Raw genomic sequence first — 14,919 nt, forward strand, 5'->3', positions numbered from 1 at the left:
ATGATCGCCGCCAGCACCTCACGGTCGCCGTACCGGCGCCGCCCACCGCCCTGCGGACGCGTCGGCGCGGGCGGCACCACCCGCTGGAACAACTCTCACAACCCGTCCGGGACCAGCCGCTCCACAATCGTCATGCCGCAGGATTACAAACCCAAATGAGACGACGTCTAAAGACCCCGGAGCGGCAGGACGGCGTGCTGTTCATCGACGCCTCCACACGGTTCACCAAAGCCAAGAACCGCAACGTCCTCACTGACGCAAACATCACCGACATCGTGACCGCCTACCACTCGGGCTCCGACAGCGACGGAGCGGCTGGCTTCTCGGCACGGTTTGTCCCCTCTGCAGAGATCGTGGCGAATGGGTACGACCTCAACATCGGCCGCTACATCAAGCAGACCGCTGCAGAGCAAGAGGACCTCGGCACCCTGATCGACGCGTACAACATCGCCCGCGCCGAGCGCCAAAAGACCGAGCAGAGCATGCTCGCGGTCCTCTCTGCCGCCGGGATCGAGGGCTGCGATGAGTGACTGGCAGCAGATCGGCCTCGGCGACCTGGAGACTCCCGTGAGCCGCAAGGCAGCCGTTCCTCCGCAGGTATCGAGGGACTCGATGCGTGACGGCTATGTGATCGGTTCTGTTCGGTCTGCTTCCAGGGGCGGAGCCGTGCGGGGAGCGGGTCGTCGCGGCGGCGGTAGTGGGCGATGGTGGCCCTGGTCTTGGTGTTCGGTGCGCCAGTGGTGCTGCTGGAGGTGGTAGGCGTCGCTGTGGTGGGGCGTCAGGACGGTCAGCGCGAGGAGCGTGGCCAGGGCGGGGACGGTGAGCCGGATCCCGGGCAGGATCGCCTGGATGTCGCGGGCGGGGGTGAGCCGTGAGGTCAGCGGGCCTGGGCTGCTGACCTCACGGTGAGGGCGTTACCCTCGGCGTCGGCATGGTCGGGGAGCAGCCGGGCGTCCGGGCCGGGGGTTGCGGGTTGTGATGGCGGGCGCGCTGGGCCACGAGGAACGACAGGGCGAGCATCGCGCAGGTGACGTGCCGGTGCCAGGCAGTCCAAGTGCGGACCTGGTAGCCGCCCAGGCCGACCAGCTGTTTTCCCTCGCGGTTGTCCTCCTCGATCTGCCACCTCGCCCCGGCCCGGGAGATCATCTCCGGCACCGGGGTGGCCGTGGGGGCGTGGACCAGGAAGTAGCCGTACTCGTAGTCGATCCGGCCGCCTGCCAGCTGTTTCTTCTCGGTGGAGCCGCGGATCAGCAGCCGGTGCAGTCCCGCGAGATGCAGCCCTTGGAGACTCCGGCCGCCTTCGCGACGGCGGCGGTCCCGCCGTGACCGAGTATCCGGGCTTCGGCCCGGTACTGGAGCCGAAGCTGACGCTCGTTCAGATGCGGCGTCGCGCCTCCAGCTTCGCCCGCAACGGACCGATCAACTCATCAAAACGCGCTATACCACATCAACGATCCGAAGACTCGGAAGCAACCCATAGAGAATCGACGGCCCCAATGGCTGTGCCCTGGGTGTGGAGGGCCACCAGGCCAGATGTTCCGCTCCGCCCTGCGCGCCGTCAGGGACACCCGGCCCGACCTCGACTGCCTCGCGGAGGCGCCGGATGGCCGGACGGCGATCGCGGAGGTGACCCGACTCTCTCCCGCCGTCGCTATCCTGAACCTCCAAATGCAGCGCCTGGAAGGGCTGCGCGCCACCGAGGCGATCCTCGCCGCCTCGACGAACGTCACCAAGGTGCTGCTCGGCATTTGAGACAGCGACACGTACGTGCACCGCGCGCTGCATGCGGGGGCCAGCGGATTCCTCCTCAAGAGCGTGCCCCCAGGGAGCTCATCGCGGCTGCGAGGGTGGCCGCTGCCCGCGCGCGGGGACGTACTGATCGACCCGTGAAGACGGAGGGCACCGGGTTGAAGATCTTCTCCTGGGCGATTCGAATGTCCGGCGCCAGCCGGTCGAAGATCGTCGGCTCCGCGAAGAAGCCCCGGTCGTACGCCTCCCCGCCGAGCCGGCCATCGCCGATCACAACCTCGGCGCCCTCCTCTCGGCCGATCCCAGGTAGTCGAGGACCCGGGCCTGCTGGCGGGCGGGAGAGCGGACCGACAGCGGTGAAGTCGCGCCCCATCTCGGTCAGCTGTGATATCGATGTCATGTTTCGGCCAATGATCGCCTCCATGGAGTCATTGCGTGAAGATCCCTTGAAAGCGTGATCATTCCTGGGCGATGCTGAGGCGCGTTCACGTCCGATCGCGAACTCCGTCCACAGCAAGGGAATTTCCATGGGACTGGCCATCCGTGCCTCTCTGGTAGCTGTTGCTCTCGTCGGGGCCGTCGCTGCGCCGGCGGGCGCGGCCTCCCAGGATCAACCACATTCCGAAGCAGAGCCGTTGGCCGCGCAGTCCACCGTGGTGAGCGGGACGGGCGGTCTCAGTGTCGCCGCCAAAGCCGCGAGCGGGACCGAAGAGGTCCTGAAGGCAGACACCGCCGCCGCGGTCGCCGCCGCCAACGTGTGCGGATCGGGCTATACCATCTCCGTGAGCGCCGCGCGGTACGGCACCTATGGCACCGCGTACACGTGGTGGAACGGCACCTACAGCGGTAGCAACGCTCTGTACGACCGGCCCATCTGCGCCGTGTTCTTTAACGACACCGGCATCACGCACTACATGGGCGTCCGGCTCAAGGACAACTACACCGCCACCGCGGACTCCGAGGACTTCGGCGCCTTCTCCCAGTACGCCGGTCCCGTCTACCAGAGCAAGGGTTACTGCGGCCACGCGTACTCCTACATGGAGGACGCCACCGGCAAGGTCCTGGTCGACAACTACCTCAGCGTCGGAACATGCGACTGACGCACCTCCCCTCCCACCCGCTCCGCCTCGGCCCGGCCACACCATGGAAGGGCCGGGGCATGTCCGGCCTCGCCGTACTGCTCCTGACGACCGGTTGCGGCGCCGGGGAGGATAACGCCCACCCCCCCCGAGACGCCGACCGCGGTGGTCTCTCCGTCGGCGCAGCCGGACACGCCGGCTGCCGTCGCCACCTCCGGGGAACCAGCGGAGGACGCCGAGCCGACGCCCTCCTTCTCGCAGGACGGCGCCACCAAGGTGCTCTTCTACGGCAACCTGAAGGTGTCCGCGACCCCGGAGACTGACGGCGTGCGGACCACGGTCACCGTGCGCAACGACACCGAGGGAAGCGCCAACTACTACATCGAGATCAGCGTCGGGAACAGCGTCGACTGGGTAGCCTCGAACACCTACCGCCTGACCGATGTGCCTGCCCATGAGAGCGACAGCCAGACCAGCACTATTGGCGGCGTCCATCTCGGGCCCATTCCGCAGCACCCGAAGATTTACGTCGACCGGATGGAGCAGTACTGAATCGGGACGCGGCGTCTACCGGCCCGAGGAGGCGCTGTCACGAAAGATGCACCATAGTCGCGTCGATCGACATTCGCTTCAACCGCCTCACCGCCACCGAAGTGACCGTGGAGGACAGGGGCGGCCTCGACGCCGATCACATACCTCTGGCCTTCCCCCCAGGGCGCCGACCAGAAGATGGCCCCCTGAACGGGGTCGAGGCCGCCGGCGTGTACTGGCAGGTCCGCCTCGCGTCCGACGAGTCGGTCCGCTCATCCCCGGTCGGCGACAGCAACGGAGCCGTGTCCCAGACCCCGGTGATCGCGGCCTCTTCCGGCGTGCTCGCCGCAGCCAGACCACACTTCATTCAGGGCCACGGTTACGACCCGTTCCACGACGCACACCACCAGTCCGTCGCCGTGATCGGGTCATCGACGGCTGCCCGTCCGGGCACGCTCCGTACCCAGCCCGCCCTCTTCATCGGCAACACCGCGTTCACGGTGGTCGACATCTTCGACGACACCAAGCGCATGCCAGATCTCCTGCTGTCCATCATCATCCCCGGAACCACCGCCGAAGGAATCTGGGGACCCCCGCAAGACGAGCGGGCAAAGATGCTCGTCTCCACGCACCTGGGAGCCGCCTCCCAGGTCGCGCAGGAGGCAGCCCTGGCCCTGCGGCCCGACCACCCCGAGTACCTGCGCGCCCTTCCCCCGCCGAACCCCAAGGCTTTTCGCAACGCCGTCAGTAGCGACCTGGGGCCGCTGTTCCTGCTGCTGTCGATCGTCTGCCTCGTGATCGAGGCGGTCGGCATCGCCAACACCCCCCTGGCTGCGGTCATGGAGCGCATCGGCGAGATCGGGCTGCGGCGCGCCCTTGGGGCCCGCGCCCTCCACATCACCTGGCAGTTCCTGCCCGAATCCGCTGCCCTCGGCCTGGTAGGCGGGAGCGCCGGAACATTACTGGGCACAGCAGTTGTCGTCGGCGTCCCGTTCCACAACGAATGGACGCCCGTCCTCGACCCGGCGACCCTCGCCGCTGCCCCCGCACTCGGGCTCGCCACCGGTCTCCTCGTCGGCCTGTATCCGTCCTGGCGCGCAAGCCGCATCCAACCCGTCGAAGCACTGCGGAACTGACCTCACCTCCCTGGCGCGGTCCGCCCGGATGGCGCCGCTTGCACCTGGTTTCACGCGAAAGGAAACAGCTGTGGCAGACGAACAAGTCCTCAGAGCCCAGAAGTGGGTCAACTCCAACTACGGCAGCGTCGCCGGCTACGTCACCTGCCCGGAGAACGGCCAGACCGGCTGGGGGACCATGAACTCACTGGTCATGGCACTTCAGCACGAACTCGGCATCAGCCCTGTCGTGGCGTCCTTCGGCCCCACCACGGCGTCGAAGTTCGCCGCCCTCGGCGACATCGGCTTCGAGTGGGACACCAACCGCAACATCGTTGCCATCCTCGAGTACGCCCTGTGGTGCAAGGGCTACTGGGCCGTCGAGCCAGGCAGTGAGGGCTGGTTCACCGGCGTCACCCGCGATGCCGTCTCAAAGCTGCGGTCCAACATGGGCATTGGTGGCGAAGGGGTCATCAACGTCCAGGTCGCCAAGGCCTTGATGAACATGGACGCCTACATCGTCGTGGCGGGCGGAACCGACGGGATCCGCGAGATCCAGCAGTGGCTCAACGGCCGCTACTGGACCAAGAGCGCCTACAGCATCGGCCCCTGCGACGGCATCTACTCCCGCGACGTCCAGAAGTCACTGATGATCGCCCTGCAGTACGAGCTGGGCATCGCCGCTCCGAACGGTAACTTCGGGCCAGCCACCCAGGCAGGGTTACAGTCCCATACGCTCACCCAGGGCGACTCCGGAGTCTTCGTCCAACTCTTCTCCGCCGTATGCCTCTTCAACTCGCCCACCTACGACAGCGACGGCAACGACGTCAACACGACATGGCGCTCCTCCTACGACTCCGGGCTCACCCAGTGGGTCCAACTGTTCCAGCGATTCAACAAGTTGACCGTGAACGGGAACGGTGACTACGAGACATGGGCACAGCTTTTAGTCTCCATGGGAGACCCGGATCGTGCTGTGACCGGCTCGGATACGCGGTACGAGATCACCAGCTCCCGCGCCAAGTGGCTGTTCCACAACGGTTACCGATTCGTCGGCCGTTACATATACGACCCGCCCGGCTCCACTCTCGACAAGGAGATCAAGCCGGGTGAACTGGACGTCATCTTCGGTGCTGGCCTCAAGGTCTTCCCGATCTACCAGGACAATGCCCGCCAGCTCGCGGACTTCACCTACACCAACGGCTACTCACACGGTCTGAACGCACACAAGTGCGCCTCCGACTACGGCTTCAACCGCGGCACCACCATCTACTTCGCCGTCGACTACGACGCGACCGGCGAGGAGATCGCCAGCTCCATCGTGCCGTACTTCCACGGCGTTCAGGCGGCCCTGGCCAGCCAAGGAAAGAAGTACACGCACGGTGTGTACGGGTCCAGGAACGTCTGCAGCACCGTGAGCAACAAGACGTTCGCCCGTTACTCCTTTATTTCCGGCATGTCCTATGGGTTCTCCGGAAACCTCGGCTTCCCCATCCCCAGGAACTGGACCTTCAACCAGATCAAGGAATTCCACGTCACCAACGGCTCGGACGGGTTCGATCTGGACAACGACGCGGTCTCCGGCCTCGACCGCGGCGTCTCGTCGGTGAGCGATGCCGCTGGCCCTGCCGACGACTTCATCGCCTACGTCCAAAAGCTGTACGACCTGGCGGGCTCCTACGGTGCCAGCGGCCAGAAGCGCAGTCAGCTCGTCATGGAGTACATCCGCCACCAATCGTACGGCGACAAGGACCTCGCGAACAAGGTCGGCTGGTGGTACCTCATCGGCTCGTATGACAGCGGGTTCGTCGACTACTGCAACTCCAACGGCATGAGCGTCAAGGCCCTGTTCACCGATCCCTTCACCGGCTACCAGCTCGGCGCCGAGCACATGATGGCCACGGCCAACGCCCACCTCCTGACGGCACAGCCGGACAACAAGAAATCGGCCAACGGGGGCGATGTCGGCGGTTGGGCAGGCGACTTGATGACGTTCTGGGCCGATTGGCGTAACTCCGAGCAGGAGTATGCCGATCCGCTGCAGTTCGCCCACGCCAAACTCGCGGTACCTGGAGTCAATTCATCGTTCGGATTCAACGACCTCATCGAGGACGCCGACGGATACCTTCTCGCCCGGGCTGTAAATGGCGGCAAGACCATCGTCGATGCTGTGAGGGATCACTACAACGGCGGCGGCGGCCTCAAGCGTTTCAACGACTACTTCACCAACAGGTGGGGCAACGCCACCGACTGCAAGACTTCCGCGCACAACGCCTTGACCGCGGTGGACGCGACGCTATCCGTCGCTCAGCTCCAACTCATCACCCTCGCCGGAGTGGTGTCTCCGAGCGATTACCAAAACCTCCCCGGCGGCGGTGACAAGCTCAACAACTTTGAGCAGGGCTTCGTTGACGCACTGCTGGCCCGTATGGGAACGGAGACCACCAAGCTATCTCTGTACCAGGCGAACCACGAAAAATACCTCAAGGCAGCCCGCTCACGCGCCGCCCAGTGACGACGGATAGAAATACGGAATGAAGCAAGCTGGAGCCCTTATCGCCGCAGTGATCCTCGTCGTCTGGTTGGTGTGGAACCTGTGGAATTTCTTCCGCATCGTGACCGGACTTCGAGACCGATCATGGCGGCGCCCGCTGTGGTGGGCACGCGTGTGCTCTGTCTCTCTTTTCACGGGCCTCTTGGCGTGGATCTGGGGCGTGTTCAGAACAGGGCTCGATGTCCGCGAAACGTGCCAGTTCGTCCATCACGTGCACTACGACAGGGTGTACAGGGATGCGCATGCTGCGGAGTTCCAGAAGTTCTTCCCACTGCACAACAGGTGCAATGCAAACTTCGATCTGGTTCCCGCATGGGTCAATCCGTCCCTTGTGGCGTGCGCCGTCATCTCCATCGTCGCCATTGCCGTCCTCGTGAAGTTCGGCATCACGCACCTCACTCGCTTACCCCGAAAGGAAAGTCAGTCATGACCCAGACTGGTCTGTCACGACGCCGGTTCATCGGCGCCACGTCCGGCGCTGCGGCAGCCGCAACACTCGTCAACCTTAGCGGAACCGCAGCGGCTTCCGCCGACACTCGCACGTGGAAGAGCGCAACGTCGAAGAACGGCTGGTCCGTCCTGGACGAGGCAACAGCATTCACCATTGAGGGCAGCGGCCGGAACGTCTCACTCGCTAAGGGCGACGCGGCCACGATCCTGCTGCACGTGGCCCGAAGATTCCACTACGAGATCGACTCCCTGCGGGCCGGTGACGTTCACGGTTGGACCAGCAACCGTGAGGTGGCCGAGGCATACGAGTCGAACTACCTGTCCGGAAGCGCGATAGCAATCCGGCCCGTCGCGTATCCGGTCGGCGCGAAGGACAACCTGTACCCGAACGAACTCGTCGTCGTCCGCGACATCCTCGCTGAACTTGATGGCGTCGTAGCCTGGGGCGGTGACTTCAAGACGCCGAAGGAATCCCACTTCGAGATCGCGCTCAAGCCCAGCCACCCCCGTGTGAAGGGGGTGGCTCGCAAGATACTCGGGTGGAACGACGGCCCGGGCAACCACGGTGCCGGCGCAACCGACGCCTTCGACCCGAAGCGCCTCAAGGTATCTCGCACGTTCACGCAACGCACATCTTGACTGGTTTGGTGGTCTCGCGCGAGTTGATCTCGGCGTCCAACTGGTTGATCATTGAGTAGGGTCGGGGACTGGCGCGGTGGCCCGTGAGGGCTCCGTTTCCAGCCCCCGCCCGTCAAGTGAATTAGGCCGTTGACGAGGTGTCCGTGGCGTTTTCTAACGGTCCCCCACCGAACTGGACATGTGACGTTAATCGCGTCCGGCTCTCCAGTACTACAGCAGCAGATCTTGTGACGGTTGATCGGTACTGTCGTTGACTGGTCATGCTGGCGAATGTGACGGAAAAGCAGCTCAGCCTGTGGGCTACGGAGTTGGTGGTCCTGGCCGAGGGGTTGGGGGATCTGTTCGCGTGAAGTTCCCCCGTGCTCGACCCTGCTGGCCAATTCACATGGTGGCGGCCAGGGCGGCGTGGAGTCGGGTGAGACGTGAGGTCCACGCACCGGCGAGGGGGATTCCGGCGAGCCAGACGTCGGTGCGGACGAGGTTGAGGGCGGTGGCGGTGAGGACGTGCTGGAGATGGGTACGTGCGAGTCCGCGGTAGCGGGCTCGGTGGACGTCGCAGCGGCTCGATGCCTGGGCCATGGTGCCCTCCACCCCGGCCCGCAAGGCGTATTGCTCCTTACAGCCGTCGGTGGCCTGATCTGCACGGATGCGCTGTTGTGCCTCGAACTGTTCGCGGGGCCGGAAGGTCATGGCGCGGGCATTGTGTGCGGAGCGGGCGCAGCGGGCGCGGTCCGGGCAGGGGGTGCAGTCCGGGAGCCGGAAGGTGACCTGGACGATCAGGAGGGGCCGGTCATCCGGGCACGTTTCGGTGAAATGAGCCTTGTACCCGCGCCAGGCCATCCCCGCTGTAGCGGGCCTCGGCGTCGTACGGGCTGCCGATCGACAACAATCCCGGGGGCAGGTCTTTGGCCTCGCGCACTCCGGTGCGGCCGACGTGATCGCGGTAGTACTGCTGAACCCACACCCGGCGCAGGACCTGCACCGCGGGGATCTCCCGCAGCCTGTCCGGGGCACGGCCGCCATAGGCGGACTCAAGCAGGCGAAAGCCGTCCTGTCCGACGGTGCAAAACAGCTAGCCTCAATACCGGTGACTTAGGTGCAATCCGGTCGTTGTTGTCGGTGTGGCAAGAGCGGGTCAACTGAAGTCATCTGGTGAGCGGTTGTCGGACCGGGTCGCGGTCGGGGTGCTGACGCAGTCGTTTCCTCAGCCGCTCGTGGACGAGGTGTTGGCGGAGACGGGCCGGGTGCAGCAGCGGAACCGGCTGTTGCCAGCCCGGCTGATGGTCTATTTCGTGTTGGCGATGTGCCTGTTCTCCGGGCAGAGCTATGAGGAGGTCGCCCGGCTGCTGACGGCGGGTTTGCAGGGTGCGCGGCGTTGGCGTACTTCCTGGGTGGTGCCGAGTACGGCGGCGATCTGGAAAGCCAGGTCCCGGCTGGGTGTGGCGCCGCTGCGACAGTTGTTCGCGCGGGTGTGCCGTCCGGTTGCCACACCGGATACTCAGGGCGCCTTCTACCGCGACTGGCGACTGACCGCGATCGACGGCACCAGATTTGACCTGCCCGACACGAAGGCGAACGTGGGGGCGTTCGGCCGTCCGCCCGCTCCGGGCGCGGTGAACAGGACGTGGGCTACCCGCAGTTGCGCATGGTCGGCCTGGTGGAGTGCGGCACCCACGCTGTCTTCGATGCTGTGGTCGGGGCTCTGCGCACCGGAGAGCGGGCTCTGGCCCGGTCGGTCCTGGTGTCCCTGCGGCCGGGCATGTTGCTGCTGGCCGACCGTGGCTTCTACGGCGTGGACCTGTGGCGCGAGGCTGCGGCCACGGGGGCGGACCTGCTGTGGCGAGTCCGCAAAGACCTCGTGCTGCCGGTGGTCGAGGAGTTGCCGGACGGCTCCTACCTCACTGAGATCTTCGACCGGAGCGACATCCACCACACCCGTCGTGGGATGCCCGTACGTGCGGTGGAGTACACCATCGTCGGCCATGAGGGCGTCTACCGGCTCATCACCACGATCCTCGACCCGGACAAGGGCCCCGGCCGCGGAACTGGCCGAACTCTATGCCCAGCGATGGGAGTTCGAGTCCACCCTCGACGAAATCAAGACCCACCTCGGCGGATCGCACCTGGTACTGCGTTCGCATCACCCCGGGGGAGCGGAGCAGGAGCTCTACGGCTTCCTGCTCGTCCACCACGCCATCCGGCACCTGATGCACCAGGCCGCACGACAAGCCGACCGGGACCCCGACCGGATCTCCTTCACCCGCTCACTGCGGGTTGTGCGCCGCCAGGTCACCGACCAGGCGGCGTTTTCCCCCCGGCAGACTCGTCCGCGCGGTCAAAGCCACCCACGCTGAACTCCTCGAACGCCTCCTGCCACGGCGACGCCGCCGGGCCAACCCCCGCGTCATCAAACGGAAAGTCGCCGGCTGGCCCCTCAAACGCGTTGCCCACCGCGTTGCAGACCGCCCACGTGTTCCGGCCGTCACCATCATTGGCGCCACCAAGCCCAAACGGGTCAAACGCACACCAAAGTCCTAAGTCACCGGTATTGAGGCTAGTACTCCAGTCTGACTTCGCGATCTTGTCGCGGACCCGGCTGGGAACGGGTACGGCCACCGCGTGATCATCGGGGGTTGTGTGGACTCCTGAAGATCGTGCGGTGGCCGCAGGCCATAGCGTAGACCCTGCCCGCTGGTGGTCGATGTTCGACCAGGCCATGGCCCGGATCGCGGGCCGGTTCGGGCGAGTTGAGCCCCGGGCCGCAGCCCGCGCCTACCTGCTGGGGCTGCTGTCGGGCATCGAGCGGAAGAACTGCTGGCAGCTGGCCGAGCAGGCCGGCCTGGCCCGGCCGGGGCCGTTGCAGCGCCTGCTGCGCTACGCCCGCTGGGACGCCGATGCCGTCCGCGACGACCTACGTGCCTACGCCGCCGATCACCTTGGCACCGATGACGGCGTTCTCGTCGTCGACGAGACCGGCTTCCTGAAGAAGGGCCGCTCCTCCGCAGGAGTGCAGAGGCAGTACACCGGCACCGCGGGACGCATCGAGAACTCCCAGGCCGGCGTGTTCCTCGCCTACGCCACCAGCCGGGGACGGACCCTGATCGACCGACGGCTCTACATCCCCGAACACTCCTGGTCCAATAATCCCGAACGCCGCACCACGGCCGGGATACCCGCGACGGTGCAGTTCGCCACCAAGCCGCGTCTGGCCTCGGAGATGATCGAGGCCGCGCTGGATGCCGGGATCGCCGCATCCTGGGTGACCGGCGACGAAGCCTACGGCCAGGACCCCCAGCTCCGCGCCGCCCTCGAGACACGCGGCATCGGCTACGTGATGGCCGTCGCCTGCTCGACAAGGGTGAGGATCAACCACGGCCGCACTCCTGTCCGCGCGGACACCGTCGTCGGCCGCCTGCCCGCCACGGCCTGGCACCGGCAGAGCGCCGGAAACGGCGCGAAGGGCCCGCGCTACTACGACTGGGCCTGGATCCACGTCGGCACCGGCAGCCACCGGTATCTGCTCGTCCGCCGCAACCGGTCCACCGGCGAACTCGCCTTCTACCTGTGCTGGTTACCCACCCAAGTGCCCCTGGCCGAACTGGTCCGCGTCGCCGGTGTCCGCTGGAGCATCGAGGAGTGCTTCCAGGCTGCCAAGGGCCAGGTCGGACTCGACCACTACCAGGTCAGGCACTGGACCTCATGGCACCGGCACATCACCCTCGCCATGCTCGCCCTGGCCTTCCTCACCGCCCTCGCCGCCGACGCGGCACCGCAGCGGCCCGCAGATACGCACCGCCACGCCCACAGTCGTGATCCGGTCACTCTGACCGTCCCGGAAATCCGCCACCTGCTCACCGCCGTCTTCAGCCCACCAGCCGTGACCGCGACCAGGCTGCTGCACTGGTCCAACTGGCGCCGACGCCACCAGGCAACAGCCCGACGCAGCCACTACCGACGACGGACCACCAGCGAACCCGCTCGATAGATCACGGAACCGTACTGGAGTACTAGTCCATGCGGAGGTGTGACTGGCAGCTGGGGACACGCTCCCAAGCGGAGAACGACCGCAACATAGACCACGATCGCCGGTTAGCCAAACCGGCGATCGTGATGACCATTGAGTGAGTCCGCATTAGGTCGCCCTTGGCGGGGGGAGCCGTAGCGGGCGCAGTAGATAGCGTCGCAAACAACGCATAAGAAGGAGGCGGTGGTCGAGGCGGACTGAAGCAAGATCGCGACCGCGTGGTGCCCTCAGCCAGGCGTACGGCTGAGGGGCCGCCCGTTCGGCTTGGTCGCGTCCGGACCCGCCATGAGTTCGGGGTTGGCGCCGCAGGTCGTACTCGGCGAGCCCAAGAGCCACATCGAGGATCTGCGCGGCCCGGCCGGTCTCTACCTGCTTCCAGGTCCGTCGTCCTCCGTTCGCTCGCCGTCCGCCGGGCACGCGGCTCCCCAGTGCATGCGGATCACCGCGTACGTCTCTCCGTCGCTGGGTGGCCGCGTCCAGGACCGGGTGGCGAACGTGTGCAGCCGCCCGTTCACGATTGTGTGACGAGGAAGATGGACACCGAACTCCCCGCCCACCGCTTCCAGCAGCGACCGTTCCGACTCGGTGCCATCCTCCAAGTCGCCGAAGAACCGGCTTGGGTCCAGCGCCGGTGGTATCTCTCCGCTTTTCTGGATCTCTCCTTCCGCGTACGTGAATGCGTACTCCTCGACACCGTCTCGCGCCACCGAAAGGTGGAAGAACGGTTCCCCGTGCCGGGTCCTCAGGCCGCTCCACACCACCACCGCACGGGTGCCCTCACTGGCGGCTGCGGCTGGGGAGGTGAATCGCCGCCGGTCGAACGGGGCGGGGTCGCCGTCGAAGGCGAAGCTCCAGCCGGTGCCAGCCCGGCCAACCGCCATGAGAGCCCTGTCGTCGTAAGACGAGAGCTCCCTTTGATTGTGCAGCGACTTGCGGCGCGCCTCCCAGAAGGTCATGGGTTCGTTCAGCACGGTGCCGTCCCCGTCCACGAGACGTCCGGGCAACTCCAGCGGCTCCACACTCTCCACCAGGACGAACCGGTAGCACGTGCGGTTGTCGCCCGGATCCGGCTCCGCGAGCCACGCCAGGTCGCCCGGGTCGAGCCCGGCCGTCGGCCTCGGCGCCTCGCCGACCTGCCCGCCCCTTGGAGTGGACAGCAGCTCCCGGCCCCGCTCCGGGGTCAGCAGCGGCCCGAGCACGGGGTCGGCCACCCACCCCACTGGCGCCAGGTGGTCCGGTCCCAGGGGCTCCCACAGGGGCATGGCGTTGATCAGTGTCCGCCACGCCCCATCGCAGTCTCCCCACCGCGCCAGCTCCCGCGCCCGCTCGACCGCTTCCCCGAACGGTCCGGTCACCGTGTACCGGTACGTGCCAGTCCTCACCCGATCCAGCGTTGCGTAAGCCAGTGACACCAGGTCGTCGTCGGTGCCCCGCAGATGGAACGTCAGCGTGGAGTCGTCCCGGTACGAGTGCGCCGCGTGCTCGGCGACCAGCAGCGGCATCAGCTCGGGCGCGTACCGCGGGTTCGTCACCAGGCCATCGAAGTACACCATGTAGGTCTGTCCGAGCAGGCGGCGTATCTGATCACCCAGCTCGGCGGCCCGCGGCCGGCCGTACTCCTTGGCTTCGTCCAGCGCCTTCCCGGCCCGTTCCCAGCCGCCGCGTAGCGCCTCGAGCCGGGCCTTCTCCACTAGGGCGTCCAGCCTTCGCGTCGTGTCGTTGACGAACACCGGCTTCCCGTCGCTCCGATGTGCCTGAAGGCTGTGGAACTCCCGGTACATCTCCCGCATAAAAGTCAGGAAGTTGGCGTGCCGCTCGGGTGGCGCGGCTCGCCAGCTCGCCCATGTGCACACGGCCCACTCACCGTCTTGGTCCTCGTCCTCGGGATCCAGGAGGACGTAAGTGATGTCGGACTCGATGTCGAGCTGCAGTCCGCGCCGCCAGACGTCCGCTTCTCGCCGCTCTTCTGGCCCGGCCTCCTCGTCCAGGTACTCCTCGAACATGTCCGCGAGTCCCGACTCGTCGTTGTGCCAGCGCGCGTCCTTGGTCCCCGCCAGCAGCCACACGAACCCGCCCGCGTGCCGCCACCCGTCGCTGACCTTCAGGAACTCTCGGTACGACGGGGGCATACGTCGGCCGAGGCGCTCCTCCATGGCTGCGATCCGCTCCTCGGACGCGGGCGAGGACCCCAGCCACCGCGCCCGCCACGCGGCCTCGTCGTCCTCGCTTCGCGTCTCGCCGTCCCGCAGGGAATCCGCCCATTCCCCGCTCCACCTGACCAGGAAAGACCGCCAGCCGAATGCCGTGGTGTCCGTCATGTGCCCGATGCTGCCATCCGTCACTGACATTGATGCTGATACTCAGGCTGCGGTGATCGTGGCCAGCCGCTGAACTGACTCCCGCCGTCGTCGGTGCCTCGGCCGTAATTGCACTGTTGGCAGCGGTGGTCGGAGTGCTCGTCGTACGCAGGAGGCGGCGAGGCGGTACGGCTCTGGGAGACGGTGACGTCGTGACCGGGTGGACGACGCCGGACAACACGGCGAGTGCTCGCGGTCGGAGGCAGGCCGCGGACACCCGGTGCAGGGCGAGCAGCGGAAATCCGGAAGCATCCGGGAACCAGGGCACACCTCGGTCCGACTGTTTCAGGGTGCGGACGAACTCAGCCGAGGGCGGGGGAACTTCACCGCCCAACACCGGCCGGGCGCCGCCCTCCCTGCACGGTGACGGCGTTCGACGCGGTCCGCTGCCGAGACAGCGTGGGGTCTGCCTATGTCCGTC

General features: G+C 66.5%; 15 protein-coding genes and 2 pseudogenes. 11 read left to right on the top strand and 6 right to left on the bottom strand.

Annotation, left to right across the window (positions count from 1 at the left end):
* Positions 1 to 92, bottom strand: a pseudogene (locus tag ACFW6P_RS29910) (IS5/IS1182 family transposase); the annotation flags it as partial.
* Positions 93 to 155: 63 nt separating this feature from the next.
* Between ACFW6P_RS29910 and ACFW6P_RS29915 the strand changes: the two are divergent.
* Together ACFW6P_RS29915 and ACFW6P_RS29920 are read left to right on the top strand one after the other, a co-directional pair.
* On the top strand, positions 156 to 530 hold the full coding sequence (locus ACFW6P_RS29915) for an N-6 DNA methylase (RefSeq protein WP_386425476.1): 375 nt from the start codon (positions 156 to 158) through the stop codon (positions 528 to 530).
* A gap of 174 nt (positions 531 to 704) precedes the next feature.
* Entirely contained in the window at positions 705 to 875 is a 171-nt protein-coding gene (locus ACFW6P_RS29920) for a hypothetical protein (protein WP_386359438.1), read from the top strand.
* A 25-nt stretch (positions 876 to 900) separates the two neighbouring features.
* On the opposite strand, the gene ACFW6P_RS29925 is transcribed toward ACFW6P_RS29920, so the two are convergent.
* The gene (locus ACFW6P_RS29925) at positions 901 to 1,155 is read right to left on the bottom strand and encodes a hypothetical protein (protein ID WP_386359437.1); all 255 of its coding nucleotides are present in this window, start codon (positions 1,153 to 1,155) and stop codon (positions 901 to 903) included.
* Between the two features lie 378 nt (positions 1,156 to 1,533).
* On the opposite strand from ACFW6P_RS29925, the gene ACFW6P_RS29930 reads away from it, so the two are divergent.
* The gene (locus tag ACFW6P_RS29930; protein WP_386359436.1) at positions 1,534 to 1,752 is read left to right on the top strand and encodes a hypothetical protein; all 219 of its coding nucleotides are present in this window, start codon (positions 1,534 to 1,536) and stop codon (positions 1,750 to 1,752) included.
* A 55-nt stretch (positions 1,753 to 1,807) separates the two neighbouring features.
* Here ACFW6P_RS29930 and ACFW6P_RS29935 read toward each other — a convergent pair whose 3' ends face one another.
* Entirely contained in the window at positions 1,808 to 2,278 is a 471-nt protein-coding gene (locus tag ACFW6P_RS29935) for an aldehyde dehydrogenase family protein (protein WP_386359435.1), read from the bottom strand.
* A gap of 106 nt (positions 2,279 to 2,384) precedes the next feature.
* Here ACFW6P_RS29935 and ACFW6P_RS29940 point away from each other — a divergent pair, with 106 nt between their 5' ends.
* The 6 genes from ACFW6P_RS29940 (at position 2,385) to ACFW6P_RS29965 (ending at position 8,117) form a co-directional block, all read left to right on the top strand.
* Positions 2,385 to 2,849: a hypothetical protein gene (locus tag ACFW6P_RS29940; RefSeq protein ID WP_386359434.1), complete on the top strand. Its 465-nt coding sequence runs from the start codon at positions 2,385 to 2,387 to the stop codon at positions 2,847 to 2,849.
* Positions 2,850 to 2,993: 144 nt separating this feature from the next.
* A complete protein-coding gene (locus ACFW6P_RS29945) occupies positions 2,994 to 3,380 on the top strand; it encodes a hypothetical protein (protein WP_386359433.1) in 387 nt (128 codons plus the stop codon).
* Positions 3,381 to 3,661: 281 nt separating this feature from the next.
* Complete coding sequence (locus ACFW6P_RS29950) at positions 3,662 to 4,495, top strand: ABC transporter permease (protein WP_386359432.1); 834 nt, start codon at positions 3,662 to 3,664, stop codon at positions 4,493 to 4,495.
* A gap of 70 nt (positions 4,496 to 4,565) precedes the next feature.
* Entirely contained in the window at positions 4,566 to 6,989 is a 2,424-nt protein-coding gene (locus ACFW6P_RS29955) for a glycoside hydrolase domain-containing protein (protein ID WP_386425479.1), read from the top strand.
* Positions 6,990 to 7,008: 19 nt separating this feature from the next.
* Positions 7,009 to 7,458 (top strand): hypothetical protein, encoded by a 450-nt coding sequence (locus tag ACFW6P_RS29960; protein WP_386359430.1) that lies wholly within the window; start codon positions 7,009 to 7,011, stop codon positions 7,456 to 7,458.
* Positions 7,455 to 8,117 (top strand): hypothetical protein, encoded by a 663-nt coding sequence (locus tag ACFW6P_RS29965; RefSeq protein ID WP_386359429.1) that lies wholly within the window; start codon positions 7,455 to 7,457, stop codon positions 8,115 to 8,117. Before ACFW6P_RS29960 ends, ACFW6P_RS29965 begins: the two co-directional genes overlap by 4 nt.
* 381 nt (positions 8,118 to 8,498) lie before the next feature.
* Here ACFW6P_RS29965 and ACFW6P_RS29970 read toward each other — a convergent pair whose 3' ends face one another.
* Both ACFW6P_RS29970 and ACFW6P_RS29975 read right to left on the bottom strand, forming a co-directional pair.
* Positions 8,499 to 8,957 carry a transposase gene (locus ACFW6P_RS29970; protein ID WP_386359428.1) on the bottom strand — a complete coding sequence of 153 codons (459 nt, stop codon included), beginning with the start codon at positions 8,955 to 8,957 and terminating at the stop codon, positions 8,499 to 8,501.
* Positions 8,908 to 9,099 carry a hypothetical protein gene (locus tag ACFW6P_RS29975; RefSeq protein ID WP_386359441.1) on the bottom strand — a complete coding sequence of 64 codons (192 nt, stop codon included), beginning with the start codon at positions 9,097 to 9,099 and terminating at the stop codon, positions 8,908 to 8,910. Before ACFW6P_RS29975 ends, ACFW6P_RS29970 begins: the two co-directional genes overlap by 50 nt.
* Before the next feature lie 139 nt (positions 9,100 to 9,238).
* On the opposite strand from ACFW6P_RS29975, the pseudogene ACFW6P_RS29980 reads away from it, so the two are divergent.
* Together ACFW6P_RS29980 and ACFW6P_RS29985 are read left to right on the top strand one after the other, a co-directional pair.
* Positions 9,239 to 10,471: pseudogene (locus tag ACFW6P_RS29980) on the top strand (IS4 family transposase).
* Between the two features lie 347 nt (positions 10,472 to 10,818).
* A complete protein-coding gene (locus ACFW6P_RS29985) occupies positions 10,819 to 12,102 on the top strand; it encodes an IS701 family transposase (RefSeq protein ID WP_386425493.1) in 1,284 nt (427 codons plus the stop codon).
* Positions 12,103 to 12,506: 404 nt separating this feature from the next.
* Here the strand turns inward: ACFW6P_RS29985 and ACFW6P_RS29990 are convergent, their stop codons facing one another.
* Positions 12,507 to 14,459: an SMI1/KNR4 family protein gene (locus ACFW6P_RS29990; RefSeq protein ID WP_386359427.1), complete on the bottom strand. Its 1,953-nt coding sequence runs from the start codon at positions 14,457 to 14,459 to the stop codon at positions 12,507 to 12,509.
* Positions 14,460 to 14,919: the final 460 nt, after the last annotated feature.

Origin of the sequence: Streptomyces sp. NPDC058741 (assembly GCF_042746715.1) — a bacterium.
GTDB lineage: Bacteria > Actinomycetota > Actinomycetes > Streptomycetales > Streptomycetaceae > Streptomyces.